Origin of the sequence: Pseudomonas sp. 2,4-D, assembly GCF_030418155.1 — a bacterium.
Taxonomy (GTDB): domain Bacteria; phylum Pseudomonadota; class Gammaproteobacteria; order Pseudomonadales; family Pseudomonadaceae; genus Aquipseudomonas; species Aquipseudomonas alloputida.
Map to the genome: position 1 here is coordinate 24,140 of NZ_JAUHUI010000044.1, position 18,143 is coordinate 42,282.

General features: G+C 64.2%; 14 protein-coding genes. 10 read left to right on the forward strand and 4 right to left on the reverse strand.

Features of this window, described 5'->3' with window-relative positions:
* Positions 1–5 precede the first annotated feature (5 nt).
* The gene (locus QYE47_RS22985; RefSeq protein WP_070384165.1) at positions 6–941 is read left to right on the forward strand and encodes a FecR domain-containing protein; all 936 of its coding nucleotides are present in this window, start codon (positions 6–8) and stop codon (positions 939–941) included.
* A 110-nt stretch (positions 942–1,051) separates the two neighbouring features.
* A complete protein-coding gene (locus QYE47_RS22990; RefSeq protein ID WP_014591825.1) occupies positions 1,052–3,538 on the forward strand; it encodes a TonB-dependent receptor in 2,487 nt (828 codons plus the stop codon).
* 232 nt (positions 3,539–3,770) lie between these two features.
* Here QYE47_RS22990 and QYE47_RS22995 read toward each other — a convergent pair whose 3' ends face one another.
* Positions 3,771–4,742 (reverse strand): LysR substrate-binding domain-containing protein, encoded by a 972-nt coding sequence (locus QYE47_RS22995; protein ID WP_014591826.1) that lies wholly within the window; start codon positions 4,740–4,742, stop codon positions 3,771–3,773.
* Positions 4,743–4,966: 224 nt separating this feature from the next.
* Between QYE47_RS22995 and QYE47_RS23000 the strand changes: the two genes are divergently transcribed.
* From QYE47_RS23000 to QYE47_RS23025, 6 genes are all read left to right on the forward strand, one after another.
* Positions 4,967–5,410 (forward strand): acetyltransferase, encoded by a 444-nt coding sequence (locus tag QYE47_RS23000; RefSeq protein WP_070384166.1) that lies wholly within the window; start codon positions 4,967–4,969, stop codon positions 5,408–5,410.
* Between the two features lie 219 nt (positions 5,411–5,629).
* Positions 5,630–6,340, forward strand: a complete 711-nt coding sequence (locus QYE47_RS23005; protein WP_014591828.1) for a helix-turn-helix transcriptional regulator — start codon at positions 5,630–5,632, stop codon at positions 6,338–6,340.
* A 103-nt stretch (positions 6,341–6,443) separates the two neighbouring features.
* Positions 6,444–7,862 (forward strand): efflux transporter outer membrane subunit, encoded by a 1,419-nt coding sequence (locus tag QYE47_RS23010; protein ID WP_080557814.1) that lies wholly within the window; start codon positions 6,444–6,446, stop codon positions 7,860–7,862.
* Positions 7,863–8,068: 206 nt separating this feature from the next.
* Positions 8,069–9,214: an HlyD family secretion protein gene (locus QYE47_RS23015; RefSeq protein WP_014591830.1), complete on the forward strand. Its 1,146-nt coding sequence runs from the start codon at positions 8,069–8,071 to the stop codon at positions 9,212–9,214.
* Positions 9,204–10,718 carry a DHA2 family efflux MFS transporter permease subunit gene (locus tag QYE47_RS23020; RefSeq protein WP_014591831.1) on the forward strand — a complete coding sequence of 505 codons (1,515 nt, stop codon included), beginning with the start codon at positions 9,204–9,206 and terminating at the stop codon, positions 10,716–10,718. The genes QYE47_RS23015 and QYE47_RS23020 overlap by 11 nt, the downstream gene beginning before the upstream one ends.
* A 93-nt stretch (positions 10,719–10,811) precedes the next feature.
* Positions 10,812–11,549, forward strand: coding sequence for a GntR family transcriptional regulator (locus tag QYE47_RS23025; protein WP_014591832.1), 738 nt, complete (start codon positions 10,812–10,814; stop codon positions 11,547–11,549).
* Between the two features lie 53 nt (positions 11,550–11,602).
* On the opposite strand, the gene QYE47_RS23030 is transcribed toward QYE47_RS23025, so the two are convergent.
* Together QYE47_RS23030 and QYE47_RS23035 are read right to left on the reverse strand one after the other, a co-directional pair.
* Positions 11,603–14,686 (reverse strand): MexW/MexI family multidrug efflux RND transporter permease subunit, encoded by a 3,084-nt coding sequence (locus QYE47_RS23030; RefSeq protein ID WP_301159136.1) that lies wholly within the window; start codon positions 14,684–14,686, stop codon positions 11,603–11,605.
* Positions 14,683–15,780: an efflux RND transporter periplasmic adaptor subunit gene (locus tag QYE47_RS23035; protein WP_014591834.1), complete on the reverse strand. Its 1,098-nt coding sequence runs from the start codon at positions 15,778–15,780 to the stop codon at positions 14,683–14,685. Before QYE47_RS23035 ends, QYE47_RS23030 begins: the two co-directional genes overlap by 4 nt.
* Positions 15,781–15,864: 84 nt before the next feature.
* Here QYE47_RS23035 and soxR point away from each other — a divergent pair, with 84 nt between their 5' ends.
* A complete protein-coding gene (gene soxR, locus QYE47_RS23040; RefSeq protein ID WP_003247276.1) occupies positions 15,865–16,320 on the forward strand; it encodes a redox-sensitive transcriptional activator SoxR in 456 nt (151 codons plus the stop codon).
* 146 nt (positions 16,321–16,466) lie between these two features.
* On the forward strand, positions 16,467–16,715 hold the full coding sequence (locus QYE47_RS23045; RefSeq protein ID WP_014591836.1) for a CsbD family protein: 249 nt from the start codon (positions 16,467–16,469) through the stop codon (positions 16,713–16,715).
* A gap of 52 nt (positions 16,716–16,767) precedes the next feature.
* On the opposite strand, the gene QYE47_RS23050 is transcribed toward QYE47_RS23045, so the two are convergent.
* Positions 16,768–18,021, reverse strand: a complete 1,254-nt coding sequence (locus QYE47_RS23050; protein WP_014591837.1) for an OprD family porin — start codon at positions 18,019–18,021, stop codon at positions 16,768–16,770.
* Positions 18,022–18,143 lie beyond the last annotated feature (122 nt).

Sequence of the window (18,143 nt, forward strand, 5' to 3'; positions counted from 1 at the left end):
CGCCCATGGATCTCAAGACACTCGAAGCCGCTGCCACCTGGTATGTTCAGCTCAACGACGGCGCCAATAGCGAGGCCCGCACCCAGGCCTGGCGACAGTGGCTGCAGGCCAGCCCCCTGCACGCAGCCGCCTGGGCGCGGGTAGAAAAGCTGCAGCAGCAATGGGCCATGGTGCCGCCGCAGGCGGCGCTGTCCGGCCTTGGCGCGGCCCAGGCGCAGCGGCGTGACGTGCTGAAAGTGCTGGGCCTGCTGATGGCCATGGGGGGCGGCAGCTGGCTGGCGGCCGAGCAGGTGCCCCATCGTGCCTTGCTGGCCCAGCACAGTACCCGCAGCGGCGAGCGCCGCGCCCTGCACCTGGAAGATGGTTCACAGCTGGAGCTGAACGTGGATACCGCGCTGGATGTGCGCTACGCCACAAAGGTGAGGGCGATTCAGCTGTATCAGGGGGAAATTCTGGTGCGTCCGGTCAGCGATCGTCAGCAGCGCCCGTTCATCGTGCACACCGATGACGGCAGCGTACTGGCCCGCAGTACCGCGTTCAGCATCCGCAAACTGGCGCAGCAGACCCGCGTGGGTGTGCTTGAGGCCCGCGTCGAAGTTCGCCCCCTGCGCCACCCTGATCGAGTGCTGCAACTGCACGCTGGCCAGCAAGTGAGTTTTGATCAGGATGTCGTCCTCGACGCCCATGCACTCCCCGCCGATTCCACGGCCTGGTTGCAAGGCATGCTCAGCGTGAACGACTGGCGCCTTGGCGATTTCCTCGAAGAACTGGGGCGCTATCGTCCAGGTGTGCTGCGCTGTGCCTCGTCGATCCAGGCCATGAGCATTTCCGGTGCGTTCCGCATTGACGACACCGATATCGCCCTGGCCAACCTGCCGAAAACCTTGCCCGTGAAAGTGCGCTACTTAAGCCGCTACTGGGTGAGTGTGGAGCCCGCCTGAGCAACTGCGGAAAAATTTTCGCCGCAATCTTGCTGATTTCGATTCTCGTCCGTCCCTGACACAAGCCGCGACGACAGCGACTTTCTGCCATGACTCGGAAGGACCACGAAATGCCACACCTGCACCCTACCCCAGCTACCAAGCTCAGCCAGGCCGTCCGCCTGGTGCTGTTCGGCATGTCCCTGGCCAGCGCGCCCGGCCTGCTGCTGATGCCTGCCCAGGCAATGGCCCAAAGCCAGGCCACCTACCATGTCCCTGCTGGCTCACTGGGCAACGCCATCACCCAGTTTGGCGTACAGGCGGGTGTGACCATTTCGTTCGACACCGCACAGACGCGCAACCTCGACAGCGCGGGCCTGGAAGGCAGCTTCAGTGTCGAGGAAGGTCTGGCGCGGCTGCTGGGCAACAGTGGCCTGCAGGCGCAACGTCAGGGCAATGGCGGCTATGTGCTGGTCCCTGCGCAAAACGGTTCGGCCATGGAACTGGCGCCGATGAACATCGACGCCAACCGCCTGGATGCGACCAGCGAAGGCACCCAGTCCTACGCCGCCCGTGCCATCACCATCGGCAAGGGCGTACACACGCTGAAAGAAACCCCGCAGTCGGTCACCGTGATGACCCGCAAGATGCTCGACGACCAGAACCTCAACACACTGGAGCAGGTACTGGACAAGACCCCGGGCATCACCGTGTATGACTCGCCCATGGGCGGCAAGTATTTCTATTCCCGTGGTTTCAACCTGGATGGCCAGTACCAGTACGACGGCGTGCCCTTGGACGTGGGCGGCAACTACGTGCAGGCCAACAGCTTTTCCAGCGACATGGCGTTCTATGACCGCGTCGAGGTGCTTAAAGGTGCGGCCGGCATGATGAAAGGCTCTGGCTCCTCCGCCGGGGGCGTCAACTTCGTGCGCAAACGGGGGCAGGAAAAAGCCGCCACCACCGTCACCCTGTCAGCCGGCAGCTGGGACAACTACCGCGGGCAAGTGGACGTGGGCGGCCCGCTGAACGCGTCGGGCACCGTGCGGGGGCGCGCCGTGGCGACGCTGCAGGACCGCCAGTACTTCTATGACACGGCCAAGCGCCAGGACCAGATACTGTACGGCGCCATCGACTGGGACGTCACGGCCGACACCACCGTGGGCTTTGGCCTGGCTTACGAGGATGTCGATGCCACCCCGTGCTACGCCGGCCTGCCACGCTACGCCGATGGCAGTGACCTGAAGCTGTCGCGCTCCACCTGCCTGGGGGCCAGCTGGAACGACATGCAAAGCCAGCGTATTACCGGCTTTGCCGACCTCAAGCACCGCTTCAACGATGACTGGACCCTGAACTTCGCCTCGATCTACACCCACAACACCCAGGACATCGAATACGCTTATTCCGAAGGCACGGTACCAGTCGGCGCCAGCACCGCCAGCATGAACGTCCGGGCCGGCCGTTTCGACTACGACCAAGACGACTACGGCTTCGATAGCTATGTCGATGGCAAGTTCGAGGCGTTCGGCCTGCAGCACGAGCTGATCATGGGGGTCAACGCCAGCCGACAGAAAACCCATGATTACTTCGCGCTGATGCTGCTGGACGGCAAGCAGGACCCGTTCAACCCATCCTCGAACTTCACACACCCGTCCAAGGCCGATTACCTGGTCAACCCGAGCCGCGGTGGCAGCGTGCCAACCGACTCCACCACCACCCAGTACGGCACTTACGCCAACCTGCGGCTGAAGCTGGCAGAGCCGCTGACCCTGGTGCTGGGCGCGCGGGTCAGCTGGTACCGCAACAAGAGCGACTCCTATACCCAGCTCTACGATTACTGGGTACATAACCGCAGTGAAGAAAACGGCCAGGTCACGCCGTTCGCCGCCGTGCTGTACGACCTGAACGACCAGTGGACCGCCTACGCCAGCTACGCCGACATCTTCCAGCCGCAGAGCGACAAGGTGAATGCCGAGCGGCAAGCGTTACAGCCCAAGACCGGTGCCAACTACGAGATCGGCATCAAGGGCGAGCTGCTTGATGGCGCATTGAACACCTCGTTCAACCTGTTCCGCACCATCGAGAATCACCGCGCGGAAACCGACTACAACGAAGCCTGCCCGTCAGGCGACGGCTATTGCTACACCGACAGCGGTAAGGTGCGTGCGCAGGGTTTCGAGGCCGAGATCAGCGGCTCGCCAATCGAGCGGCTGCAGCTGCTGGCGGGTTACACGTACACCCAGACCAAGTACCTGAGTACCATCGAAGACACCGACCCCACCGAGCTGACCTTCACCTCCAGCTTCATCCCGCGGCACATGCTCAAGGTGTGGGGTGACTACCAGCTGGGCGGTGCACTGGAGCGCTTCACCGTCGGCGCCGGCCTGAACAGCCAGAGCGAGAACTTCCGTACCACCGGCACTACCCGCGTCGAGCAGGCGGGCTACACCGTATGGAACGGCCGCGTGCAGTACCGCATCGACCCGAACTGGACGGTCGCGCTAAACGGCAACAACCTGTTCGACAAGAAGTACTACGCCACCATCGGTGCGCCGGCGTGGGGCAATTTCTATGGCGAGCCACGCAACTTCATGGTGACGTTGCAAGGCACGTTCTAAGCGATCACGGGCGGTTGCGGGGGATCGTGCAGAGAACAGAGCAATGGGGCGCAAGGTGGCCCCGGCAAATGATGCAGGTTGGCTCAAACCCTGGGGCCGCTGCGCGGCCCATCGCGACACAAGGTCGCCCCTACACGGGCCGCGTCAACCCATTGATTGTTTTAGCAGATAAGGAAATCGCTCATGCGCCCGAACAAGGCTTGCCCGGTAGTCATCCGCACAATGATCGCGGCTAGAGCCCGATCGCCACTTCACGCTCGCCGCTCATGTATTGCTGCAGGCGGCTGCGCAGCCAGCGTTCGGCCGGGTCGCTGTCGGTAGTGCTCAGCCAGACCATGGCCAGCTCCAGCGCAGCCGTCTCGAACGGCAGCGTCTCGGCCTGCAGGTTGCCCCAGCGCTCCATGCCGTGGGCGGCATAGTCGGGGCAGCAGGCCAGCAGGTCGGTCCCGGCCAGAATCGCCGGCAGCGCGCTGAACTGCGGCACCGACAACACCACCTTGCGTTCGCGGCCAATCTCTTTCAGCCAGTCATCGACCACACCCTGCGTATTGGCGGTGGGCGATACCTGAACGTGCGGGCGGGCACAGAACTCATCCAACGTCAGTGGGGTGGCTGATTTGTCGGCCCGCACCACCCTGCCCTGCATCGTGCGCAGCACCTTGCGCTTGGCGTTGGCCGGCAGCCCCTTGGTCTGGCTGATGCCGACCGTCACATCGCCTGCGGCCAGCAAGTCCGGAATGCGCCAGTAATCCACGTGCTGCACGACCACCACCACATTCGGTGCCTCCACCCGCAGCGCCCGCAGCAACGGCGGCAACAGCCCCGACTCGACATCATCGGACAAACCGATGCGGAAGGTCATCTTGCTGGTCAGCGGGTCGAAATCATGGGTCATGCTGAGGGCGACAGACATCGCATCCAAGGCTGGCGTGAGGTACTTGATCACCTCTTCGGCCCTGGCCGGGGGTTCCATGCGGTTGCCCACTCGAACCAGCAACGGGTCGTTGAACATCGCGCGCAACCTGGCCAGCGCGGCGCTGACCGTGGGCTGGGCGACGAACAGCTTCTCCGCGGCACGGGTGAGGTTGCGTTCCTGCATCAGCGCTTCGAATACCACCATCAGGTTGATATCGGCTTTGCGCAGTTCGTTGCGGTTCATGGGTGCTCCCGGGCCGTGCTTGTTGTTCGGGTTCAATTCCAGCATCGACATGCATCCTAGCCGAGTCGAAACCTGCACTGCACTTTATGCAATCGCCATTGCCCCCTACTGCGCGACCGGGGTAATCTTCCGCTCTCTTCCCTTCCGGCCTCCCCTGCCGTGCACCGCCCAGGCGTTGACTCGCGAAGCGGTCATTCATGATGCCGACACTTGCATGGCCGCCGCTCACTGGCGCGCCCATCCGCCATCAATACACCCAGGATGACAACATGATCATTCGCCAAGGCATCGCTGCAGACTACCCGCAGCTGCTCGACATCTGGCTGCGCGCTGTTCGCGCGACGCACCACTTCCTGCAACCCTCCGACATCGACGCACTATTGCCACAGCTGCGCGACGTGTACTTCCCGGCCGTCGACCTGTGGGTTGCGGAAGACACCGATGACCAGCCACTGGGCTTTATCGGCTTCAATGAAAACCATGTGGAAATGCTCTTCGTCGATCCAGCGCACCACCGCCAGGGCATTGGCCGTGCACTGCTGGATTTCGGCCGCCAGTCACGCAGTGCGATGAGTGTCGATGTCAACGAGCAGAACCCACAGGCAACAGCGTTCTATCAGCACTATGGCTTCGTCCAGACTGGCCGTTCACCGCTGGATGGCGAAGGTCGCCCGTTCCCTTTGCTGCACATGAGCTTGCCCACCCGGGCGTGAGCAGGAGGCACTCACCGCGATGGCCCGGCCCATCAGGCCTTGTGTCGGATGGTTTTGAGGTGTCTGCGTAGGGATCAGGTCAGGGCCACCATGTGCTTGCCACAACATGTCCAGCGCCTGCGAGATCGGGCGCCGAATAATTGCGCCGAACAGCCAATCTTCGCAATCCAGCATCAATAAGCCGCCGTATAATCGGATCCAATACCGAGGATGCCCCGCATGCAAGCATTGGAAATGGATTATGGTCACGGCGAACAGGTCGCCAGCCACTGCCACGCCGAAGACCAGCTGATCTACGCTGCCAGCGGTGTGATGCGGGTCAGCAGCGAGGGCGGTAGCTGGGTGATCCCCGGCGGGCATGCGTTGTGGATGCCCGCCGGGGTCAGCCATGCCATCCGCATGGAGGGCGTGGTCTGCATGCGTACCTTGCTGTTTGAGGCACGGGTCGAGCGCTGCCAGGTCATCGTGGTATCCGGCCTGCTGCACGAGTTGATCCTGGCTGCGTCACGCATGCTTGACAGACGTGACGGCGAGCACGTGCGGGCACTGATTCAGTGTGAGCTGGCCACTGCCAGGTGCATCGATGCCTTTGTGCAATTGCCGCAACAGGCGCGGCTGCGTGCCTGGTGCGAGCGCTTCCTGCAGGACCCGGCTCAGGACCTGACCTTGGAGCAATGCGGCGCTCAACTGAACATGAGTGCCCGCAGTGTGGCCAGGCTGTTCCAGCGCGAGGTGGGCATGTCGTATGGCCAATGGCGCGCCCGTGCCCGGGTGATGCTCAGCCAGCAGTGCCTGGCCGATGACAAGCCGATCCTGAACGTTGCGCTGGAGCACGGCTACCAGAGCGCCAGCGCATTTACTGCCATGTTCAAGCGCATCCTCGGCTATGCGCCGAGTGATTGGCAAAACGGTACCGCGCGCGAGTACTGAGCCTCAGGTTGTCCCGCTTGCGCGCAGGGTTGTCCCGCTTGCGACAGCGACGCCCATGCAACCCTCGTTAACCTCGTGTCACGACCCTTGAGCGACAATCGTGATGCCCTTACTGCACTCATTTCCCGGCCCTGCCCGGCTTGCCACAGCCCTCGGCATGCTCGCTGCACTCGCGGCGTGCGGCCACCAATCCACTCCTGCCGAACCCCCTCTAGCGCTGCAGGCAGACCCGCTGGCGAACATGCCGGCCGGCGTCAGCAAACAGCCCCTGCCCGAACGCTGGTGGGCACTGTATCAAGACCCCCAACTCAATCGCTGGGTACAGCAAGCCCTGGCGCACAACCAAGGCCTGGCACAGGCCGAGGCCAACGTGCAGGCCATGCTGGCTGGCATCGGCGAGTTCGACGCCAGGCGCTGGCCGTCTACCGACATAGGCGTTGCCGCTACCTATGGCAGAAGCGCCGCTGACCAGACGCTGGCCGAGGCGACCGACAGCAATGCGCCGTCGCAATGGCAATTCAACCCGGGCATCGAGCTGGCCTATCAGGTGGACATCTGGGGCCAGGTACGCGCCGCCATCCAACGTGCCAGGGTGCAAGCCGAAGCCAGCGCTGCGGCGCTAGACCTGGTACGCCTGCAGGTGGTCGCCCAGACCACCCGCGCCTACATCGACCAGTGCACCTACGCGGCGCGCCTGGAGGCAGCGAAGCAGGCCTTGCAAACCCTCGACCACAGCGTGCAACTCAGCCAGCGCCAGCGCCAGGCCGGTGTGGCCACTGCCCTCGACAGCGAGCGCCTGCTGGGCTTGCGGGAACAGGAGCGTGCGCAACTGCCGATGCTCTCAGCCCGGCGGCAGATAGCGCTTTACGAACTGAGCATGCTCAGTGGCCAGGCCTCGGTGGACGAGCCCACGACCTGCGTAGCCATCCCCACGCTGTCGACGCCGCTGCCGGCTGGCGATGGCTGGCATTTGCTCGAACGCCGGCCAGATGTGCGCCAGGCCGAACGGGAACTGCAAGCGGCCACCCTGGAGACCGACATCGTGCGGGCCGACCTTTACCCAAAGGTCAGCTTCGGCGCTTCGTTGACGTCTTCGGACCATCACCTTGCCAACCTCGGCGACAGCCGCGCGGTGATGTTCGGCATTGGCCCGCTGATCCGCTGGGAATTTCCCAACCTGAAGGCCAACCGCGCACGGGTGAGCAAAGCCGAGGCATTGCAGCGGGCACAGGTCGCCCGTTACCACGGCGTGGCGCTGAGCGCGCTGAAAGACGTGCGCCAGGCACTGGCCCGCTACGACGGCGAGCGACAACGGTTGCAGGCGCTGGACGCAGCCCTGGCGCACAGCCAGCACAGCTTTGCCCTGGCCCAGGGTAACTACCGCGCCGGCACCGTGGACGGGCTGGCCCTGCTCGACAGCGAGCGCGAAATGATCAGCCTGCGGGCCAGACACACAGAAGCCCGAGGGCGCCTGGCGCAAGCGCAGGTAAACCTGTTCCGCGCGCTGGGCGGGCGGTGGTAGCGAGAAGCAAGACCAGCAGCGAGCACCGCCCACTGTAGGAGCGGGTTTACCCGCGAAGAATACACCGCGGTGGATGGCACGGGCTTCGCCCGTGTTCGCGGGCAAGCCCGCTCCCACACGGATCGCGCCAGCTTTTAGAAATCGAGCAAGACAGTTGCACCCACAACCGACAGCCAGCAGGTCCAATTCGAGAATGGAAACCAACCATGAATGTTGCCGTAGACAAACCCTCACCCGCCGAAACTGAACAGCGGCCGAGCGCTAAAACCCGTCGCCGCCTGGCAGTCATCGCCAGCGGCAGCCTGGCCGCAATCACCCTGCTGGCCTTCACCAGCTACTGGTTCAGCACCGGCCGCTATCTGGAAACCACCGACGATGCCTACGTCCGCGCCGACTGGGTGGCCCTGAGCCCACGCGTGGCGGGCTACGTAGCCGAGGTCGAGGTGGCTGACGACCAGCCGGTGAAAGCCGGCGATGTGCTGGTGCGCCTGCAAAACCGCGACTACCGCGCCCGCCTCGACCAGGCCCGGGCTGGCGTGACCGAGGCACAGGCGGCACTGGCCGCCGCCCAGGCCAGCCAACAGGTAGCGACCGAGCGCATCGACCAGCAACAGCAAGCCATCCTGCAGGCCGAGGCCGTCGTGCGCAGCGCCACCGCCGAACAGCGTCGCAGTGAACTGGATGTCCAACGCTACCGTGGCCTGGTGCGTGACGACGCAGCGACCGTGCAGCGCCTGGAAACCGCCAGTGCCCATGCCAGCCAGGCACAAGCCGCGCTGCAAGGTGCCCAGGCCGCGCTGCGCCAGCAACGCTCACAACTGGCCATGGCCAAGGCCCAGTCAGCCCAGGCCGAGGCCAAACAGCAACAACGGGCTGCGGCCCTGGCACGCGCCCAGGCCCACCAACAGCTCGCCGAGCAGGACGAGCAGGACACCGTGATCCGCGCGCCGATCACCGGCGTGGTCGGCCAGCGCCGCGTGCGCACCGGCCAGTACGTGGTGCCGGGCCAGCCGCTGCTGGCTGTGGTGCCCCTGCAGCAAGCCTATGTGGTGGCCAACTACAAGGAAACCCAACTGGCCCGCATGCGCCCCGGGCAACCGGTAGAAATACGTGTCGACAGCTTCGCCAGCCAGCCACTGCATGGCCATGTGGCCAGTTTTTCGCCAGCCTCGGGCAATGTCTTCGCCTTGCTGCCGTCGGACAACGCCACCGGCAACTTCACCAAGATCGTCCAGCGTTTCCCGGTGCGCATTCTGCTCGACAAACCGCTGGATGGCCCGCAGGTACTGCCCGGCATGTCGGTGGTCAGTACAGTCGACACACGCCCCGCAGAGGTTGCCGATGCGCACTGAGCAAACGGTCTCGCTGCGTGCCTGGGTAGCGGTGCTTGGCGGCCTGTTCGGCTGCTTCATGGCGGGCATGAACGTGCATGTCACCAGCGCCGCACTGCCGGAAATCCGCGGCTCGCTGGGTGCCAGCTTCGAGGAAGGCTCATGGATTTCCACCGCCTACCTGGTGGCGGAAATCGTGATGATTCCGCTGACGGCCTGGTTGGTGGACGTGTTCTCGCTGCGCCGGGTCATGTGGACCGGCTCGCTCATCTTTCTGATCGCCTCGGTGGCCTGCTCATGGGCGCCCAACCTGGAGGCGATGATTGTAATCCGGGTGATCCAGGGGGCTGCGGGCGCGGTGCTGATTCCCCTGTCGTTCCAGCTGATCATCACCGAACTGCCGGCCAGCAAGATGGCCATGGGCATGGCGCTGTTCAGCCTGGCCAACAGCGTGGCACAGGCCGCCGGGCCGTCGATTGGCGGCTGGCTGACCGATGCCTATTCGTGGCGCTGGATCTTCTATCTGCAACTTTTCCCCGGCATTGCGCTGCTGTTGGCCATCGCCTGGTCGATCGAGGCCAAGCCCATGAAGCTTGAGCTGCTACGCAAAGGTGACTGGCTGGGTATCGCCGCCATGGTGATCGGCCTGGGCGGCTTGCAGATCGTGCTGGAAGAAGGCGGTCGGCTGGACTGGTTCGGCTCGCCGCTCATTGTCGGCATGAGCGTGGTCGCTGCCATTGCGTTGGTGGTGTTCGTGGTGACCCAGCTGTTCGGCCAGCGCGCGTTCATCAACCTGCGCTTGCTCGGGCACTACAACTTCGGTGTCGCCAGCGTGGCGATGTTCATCTTTGGCGCTGCCACGTTCGGCCTGGTGTTCCTGGTGCCCAACTACCTCTCGCAGTTGCAGGGGTTCAGCGCGCACGACGTGGGCGTGGCGCTGATCGCCTATGGCGTGGTGCAGTTGCTGCTGGCGCCGTTGATGCCCCGGCTGATGGGCTGGACCAGTGCCAAGTTCATGGTCGCCAGCGGCTTTTTGATCATGGCGCTGGGCTGCTGGCTGGGGGCTAGCCTGAGCGCCGACAGTGCCGACAACGTGATCATCCCGTCCACGGTGGTACGTGGTATTGGCCAGCCTTTCATCATGGTTGCGTTATCGGTGCTGGCGGTGGCCGGGCTGGACAAGCGTGAGGCCGGCTCAGCCTCGGCGGTGTTCTCGATGTTGCGCAACCTGGGTGGCGCCATCGGCACGGCCGGGTTGACGCAACTGGTGGCAACCCGTGAACGCTTTCATAGTGAGCGCATTCACGAGCAGGTGACGCTGTTCGAGCCAAGCGTCCAGGCGCGTATCAACCAGACGGTGCAAAGCTGGCTGCCGCATCAGCAGCAAATGCTGGAAGCGTTGGCGGCGACCATTCGGCGAGAGGCTTACCTGATGGCCTACAGTGATGCGTTCTACCTGGCGTGCCTGGCATTGGTCGGGTGTGCCCTGGCAGCGTTGCTGCTGCGAGCCAGGCAGCAGCATTGACGGCGGTATCGACCTCTGTGGGCGGCCGGAGCGCTCGGCATTCGGCCGCTGTTACACTGTCAACCGATGAAATTGGCGAGCCCGAGCAAAGGTATGAACCCGACGCGCTACTCCACCGTGGCAAAGGACTTGATGCAAGCGATTGCCAGCGGCCGCTACCCGGTGGGCAGCCTGCTGCCGACCGAGTTCGAGCTGTGCGACCTTTACAATGTGAGCCGGCACACGGTGCGTGCCGCTATCAACCAGCTGCTCACCCAAGGGCTGGTGTCGCGCCGCAAACGCGTGGGCACCCGGGTGGAGGCCAGCAGCCCGCGCGGCGGCTATTCGCAGTCGTTGCCCAGTGTGGCTGACCTGGCGCACCTGGCAGACACCCAGCAGCGGGAAATCCAGGGCGTGCGCCACTTTGTCGCCGACCTGAGCGAGGCGGCGAGGCTGGGGCTGGTGCCGGGGGAGCATTACTTCTGCGTGTCGAGCATCCGCGTCGACCGGCAGCACGATGGCGCGCCGCTGTGCTGGGTAGACGTGTATGCACAGCGCGACTACATCGCGGTCATCGAGCTGGCCCGCGAGCACCCTGACCAGCTGATTGCCGGCTTGATCGAACAGCACTACGGCCGGGCAATCGCAGTGGTCGACCAGCAGGTGCGTGCGGTGTTGCTGACTGCGGAAATGGCCCGGGCGCTGAAGGCCGAGGCGGGCTCGCCGGGGCTGAAGATCATCCGCCACTACCGCGAGGAAAATGGTGATTTGATGGCGGTTTCCGAGACCGTGCACCCGGATGACCGCTTTACCTTGGTCACCCAGATGCGCCGCGACCGCTCCCCCGCCTGAACCCGCTCGTACAGGGATGGTGCAACTTTCAGCTAATGAACAGACCGTTGCCCCTAAAGCGCCCCCAGTTGCCTTTCAGCTTCGACCAACTGCCTCGCCCGCGCCGTGCTCACCCGGTGATCGCGTGCCAGCCAGGCGTAGATCGTCGGTAGCACGAACAAGGTGAACAAGGTCCCCACCAGCATCCCGCACACAATCACCACCCCCAACCCAAAACGGCTGTTGGCGCCGGCGCCGCTGGCGAACAGCAGTGGCAGCACGCCAAAAGTCATCGCCGCCGTGGTCATCAGCACTGGCCGCAAGCGTATTTGCGCCGCGCGAACAATGGCGGCGGCACGATCGAGGTTGTCGCGCACCTGAATCTCGTTGGCGAACTCCACCATCAGGATGCCGTGCTTGCTGATCAGGCCGATCAGCGTCACCAGGCCAATCTGCGTGTAAATGTTCAGCGTGGCCCAGCCCAGCGCCAGCGGCAGCAGCGCACCGCAGATCGACAGCGGCACAGTCACCAGGATGATCAGTGGGTCAACCAGGCTTTCGTACTGAGCCGCCAGCACCAGGTAGATCACCACCAGCGCAGCAAGAAACGCCCACATCAAGGCAAAGCCCTCCTGCACATACTGGCGCGATTCCGATTGCCAGTCGTGGCTGAAGCCCGGCGGCAGTTCACCGGTGAGCTGTTCGAGAAAGGCCACGGCGCTACCCATCGACACCCCCGGCGCCGGGATGGCCTGCAGGGTACTGGCGTTCTGCTGATCGAACTGCAACAGGCGGTTGGGCGCCACTTCGATTTCCAGGTGCACCACCGTGGCCAGCGGCACCAGGCTGCCATCTTCGGCGCGCACGTATTGTCGGTTCAGCGCCGCAGGGCTCAGGCGCTGGTCCTGGATACTCTGAGGGATCACGTCGTAGGAACGCCCGAACAGGGCAAAGCGGTTGAGGTACTGCTCGCCCACCAGCACACCCAGTGACTCGCCAATGGCCTGCATGCTGATGCCCAGGCTAGCCGCCTTGGCCCGGTCGACGCGCACCTTGACCACCGGGTTGTTGTAGTCGAGGTCGCTGTCCACCACGGCGAACAGGCCGCTGTCGCGGGCGCGCTGCTTGAGCACCTCCATGGTCTGGTACAGCTCTGGATAATCCCGGGCGCTGCGCAGTACCATTTGCACCGGCAGGCCGCCACTGGAGCCCGGCAGCGAAGCGACCTGGAAGGCAAAGATACTGCTGCCTTCGATATCCGCCACGGCCTGCTGCAACTGCGCCTGCACCTGTGCGGCGGACCGCTCGCGCGCCTGCCAGGCGCTGAGGTTGATACCCCCGAAACTGGCGGCCGGGCCGTCGGTGCCGTTGATGATCCAGGTGTCGGTGGTTTCGGCGATGGACTTCATCACCTGGTCAAGCTTCAGCGCAAAGCGTTCCGCATATTCAAGGCTGGCATGCTGCGGCGACTTGATGGCGGTCAGCACCGCTGCCTGGTCCTCGGGCGGCGCCAGCTCGCGTTGGGGCAGCAGGTAAAGCCAGGGCAGGCTCAAACACACCAGCAGCGCCACGCCACCGCCGATCCAGCGATGTGACAAGGTGTAGGCCAGCACCCGCCCATAGGTACCCGTCAACGCAGCAAACAACCGATCCGCCCTATTGGCCATCGCGCCATGCTGCTGCCCGGGTTGCAACAGTAACGAGCTCATCACCGGCGACAAGGTCAGCGCCACAATGCCGGACACGATCACCGCCCCCGCCAGGGTCAAGGCAAACTCACGGAACAGCGTGCCGGTCAGCCCGCCCATCAAGCCAATGGGCGCATACACCGCCGCCAAGGTCAGGGTCATGGCGATCACCGGCCCGGCAATTTCCCGCGCCCCGGCCAATGCTGCCGCGACCGGCGACTTGCCCTCCTCGATATGCCGGTGCACGTTTTCCACCACCACAATGGCATCGTCCACCACCAGGCCGATGGCCAGCACCATCGCCAGCAAGGTCAGCAGGTTGAGGCTGAAACCAAACATCAACATCAGGCCCGCAGCCCCCAGCATCGACAGCGGAATGGCCACCACCGCGATCAGCACGCTGCGCAGCGAACCCAGGCACAGCCAGATCACCAACACCACGATAAGCATCGCCTCCACCAAGGTGCGCAGCACTTCATGGATCGACGCATCGATGAAGCGTGCGGTTTCATAGGCCAGCGCCACTTTCACACCAGGCGGCAAGGTCTGCTGGATCTGTGGCAGCAGTTGGCGAATACCCTCGACGATCACCAGAGGGTTGCCGCTGGGCGTAGGGAACAGCCCCAGGTGCACGGCAGGTTTGCCGTCCATGGTGGCGCTGGTCTGCGTGGCCGCCGCACTCAGCTCGACGGTGCCGATATCGCGCAGGCGCACCAGGTCGGTGCCATCGTTGCGGATGATCAGCTCACGGAAGTCTTCGACCCGGGTCAGGTCGGTGTCCACCTGGATATCGGCCAGCACATACTGCCCGCGCACCTGGCCCGGCGTTGCCTGGTAGTTGTTGGCACGTACCGCCTGCGCCACGTCCGCCGCCGTCACCCCGCGCCCGGCCATCTGTTCACTGTCCAGCCACAGGCGCATGGCCAGGCGCTGCCCGCCGAACGACTGCACCTTGGCCACGCCGTCGATACCGGAGAACTGCGGTTCCACCACCCGCGACAGGTAATCGCTCAGTTCCGGTATCGACAGGCTGTCGCTGGCAAACCCCACATAGGCCACGGCAGTGGAGTCGCCTGCCGACAGCTCCACCACCGGGTCGTAGGCTTTTTCCGGCAGGCGATAGCGCACCTGGTTGACCTTGGCCATGGTTTCGGCCAGCGCCTGGGTCGAATCGCGGTTGAGCACCATGCGCAAGGTGATCAGGCTGCGCCCCTGCTGCGACGACGAGGACAGGTAGTCGATGCCCTCGACCGACGACACCGCCTGGGTGATCGGCTGCGTCACGAAACCCTGCATCAACTCGGCGGAGGCACCGGGGTACTCGGTGCTGATGGTAATGGTCGAGCTTTCCAGCAACGGGTACTGGCGGATCGGCAACTTGCCCATGGCAAACAGCCCCATCAGGATGATCAGGCTGCTGACCACCAGCGCCAGCACCGGGCGGCGCACGAAGACATCGGTAAACCTCACGACTGCCGCCCTCCCTGGCTAGCCTGCAGGCTGTCCTGCGCCACTGGCTCGACCGGCATGCCATCACTCAGTTTCAGCTGGCCGGAAACCACCACACGGTCGCCGGGCGTCAGGCCGGAGGTGATTTCCACCCGCCCCTGCCAGCGCTCACCGGTGGTTACCTGCACCCGGCTCACCCGGGTGCCATGCTGCGGGTCCTGGGTAGCGACAAACACCGTCTGCCCGTAGGCGGTGTAGGTAATCGCGGTTTCCGGCACGGCCAGCACGGTCGACGGCTGCGCAGCATCCAGCCGCACGCCGGCATACATACCCGGCTGCAACTGCCCTTGCGGGTTCGGCAAGGCCGCCTGTACCTGTACAAGGCGTGCTTTGCTGACAACCGGGTCGACCGCCACCACCCGCGCCTGGAAGTCTTGCCCACGCACCGCGTCCACCGTCAGTGCCAGCGCCTGCCCGGCGTGCACTTCGGGGGCGGCCTGCTCGCCCAAGGCAAAGTTCACATGCAACTGGCTGATGTCGGCCAGGCTGACGATGGTCTCGCCAGCGCCCAGGTACTGGCCCTGATGCACACGGCGGATGCCGAGCTTGCCGGCAAACGGTGCGCGAATGGCCTTCTGCGCGATCAGCGCCTCGACATGCTGCAGCTCACCACGGGCCACGTCCACGGCCGTGGCTGCGTTGTCCAGCAGCTCTTGCGACACGGCATTCATCGCGCGCAGTTTGCGGCTGCGCTGCAGCACCACGTCAGCGTTACGCAACCTGGCCTGCAACTGCACGCGCAGGGCCTGCTCGGGTGCATCGTTGAGCTGCACCAGCAACTGCCCGGCCGCTACCGTCTGCCCCGACTCGAAGGCGATGCGGGTAATACGCCCTGCCATCTCGGCCGCCACCTGCACCTGGTTGACCGCCTCCAACTCCCCCGAAGCAAAGCGCTGCCGCGCCAGTTGCACCTGCTCGGCCGTGGCCAGCGCCACCTTGGTCGCCGGCCACACCGCCGCAGCGGGCGGCGCCGAGCCGCTTCCCACCAGCGCATAGGCAGCGGCCAGCGCACCGGCAACAGCGCCGGCCCAGGCCAGTAACGTCCGATTGTTCATGCTCAGCTCCGATCACAGGGAAAGCGGTTGCAGGGAAGATCGGGCAGGACTATAAGAGCTCAACTTAACTTGAGGTCAACAGGCATGGCAGCGGACAACACACGGATGCTCACAGTGGGTGAAGTGGCCAAGCGCAGCGGCGTGGCGGTGTCTGCGCTGCACTTCTACGAAACCAAGGGGCTGATCGCCAGCGTCCGCACGGCAGGCAACCAGCGCCGCTATCCCTCGCTGGTGCTGCGTACCCTGGCGATCATCAAGGTAGCCCAGCGCACGGGAATTCCGCTTGAGGAAATCAAACAGGCCTTCAGCCGTTATGCCCCCAACAGCAAGCTCACAGCAGCACAATGGAGCGAGATGTCCACGGCCTGGCGCGAAGACCTGAATGCCCGCATTCGCACACTGGAAGCACTGCGCGACAGCCTCGACAACTGCATTGGCTGCGGTTGCCTGTCGCTGGAGGACTGCCCGCTGCGCAACCCCGAGGATGTGCTGGGCAAGGAAGGGACCGGGGCGCGGATCCTCGAAAAGAAGGCGCGCTAACCTCGCGCGCTCATGCCAGGTGCGACTCTATGCCGGCGCGCATGACCTGCAGGTGACAAACAGTCGCTTTGAACCATTGCGACGATTCACCGCCCTAACCCTGTGCTGTTAACCCAAAGCCGCTCACAGGAAGGAACTAAGCCATCATGAAACGCGAACAGATCGAAGGTGTAGCAGAAGACCTGGCTGGCAAGGCGCAAAGCGCCGTAGGTCGCCTGGTCGAAGACCCGGCGCTGGAAGCCGAAGGCGATGCGCGTCAGGCCGCAGGCCAGGTGACCAAGACCTACGGCGACACCCTGGACAGGGTGTCCTCGTTCGTCAAGGAAAAGCCCTTCGCCGCACTGGCCATCACCGCCGCCGTCACTCTGGTGGTCTCTCGCCTGCTGCGCCGCTGAACCACGGCGCCTCAGGTGGTTCAGGGCCGGATATCTTGTCCGGCCTGCGCCATCACCAGATGGCGATATCGTAGGTCAGGTAAAGGCGATTGCTGTCTCGGCCGCGGGCGAAATCTGATCGATACACATAGTTTCGCAGCTTTACGCCCAGCCCTTTCAGCGGTCCGCCCTGCACCACGTAGGCAATCTCGGCGTCACGCTCCCATTCTTTGATGCCCTCGCCACCTGAGCGGCCATTGTCGCCACTCAGGTAGCGCGTCATGAAGGTCAGCCCCGGTACCCCGGCGGCAGCGAAGTTGTAGGCGTAGCTGGCCATCCAGGTCTTCTCTTCCTCTTCGATGAACTTGCCGATGCCGACGTTGCTGAACGAATAGACCGTTGCCCCACTGATATACGGCAGCCCCGCTTCACCATCGAGCACCTGGTAACCTGCGCCGACGGTATGCCCGGAGTGGGCGTACGACAGTTGGCTGCTGAACATGTCGTTGTCGATGCCACCGCCATACGCCGTACCGCTGTCGCGGCTTTTGAAGTAACGCAGGTCGGTGGTCAGCACGCCGCCGCCCAGCGGCAGATCGTGCACCAGCCCGGCGAAGTCCTGGCGGTAGAAATGCTCGAGCTCGCCATGAAAATAACTCAGGCGCAGTTGCTTGCTGACGGCGTAGTCAGCACCAGCGAAGCTGAAATCACCAGACGCTGGGCCGCCATACCCGTCCAGGTACAACCCGGTGCTATCGGATGAGTCGCGCTGTTTGAAGCGATCCAGGTGGCCGGCAGTAAGGGTGAGGTTGTCGATGTCGGTGCTGGTCAGCTGGGTTCCCTGGTAAGTCTGCGGCAGCAGCCGCGCATCGTTGTACACCAATACCGGCGTCTTGGGCAGCAAGGTGCCATGCTTGACCACGGTGCTGCCCAGACGGGCCTTGGCCGTGATACCGGCGCTGGCGAATTCGTCGGCCGCGCGGCCATCGTCATGCACTGGCAGCAGCCCGGTGCCGCTGCGCCCACGGCCGGAGTCGAGCTTGAAGCCGACCAGGCCCAAGGCGTCGAGCCCCAGGCCGAGGGTGCCTTGGGTGAAGCCGGACTGGTAATCGAGCAGAAAGCCTTGAGCCCATTCCACCCGTTCGCTTTTGGCAGTGGCGGCGGCGCGGGCGCTCATACCCTGCTCGTCACGGAAATTCTCGTTGAAATACACGTTGCGCAACTGCAGCTTGAGCTTGCTGTCTTCGATGAAACCGGCGGCACCGGCCACAGGCAGCCAGCCGCACAGCAGGCCACAAGTGGCCCCACGGAAAAGAAATCGGGACATGATGGTTACTCTGTTGTTGTTCTTGGGTGAGTCAGAGGGGCGCCGAGCGGCGCCCTGAGTGCTTCAAACCATGAAGGACAAGGCGCCCGTCAGCAGTGCCAGCGCAGTGATCACCAGAGAAG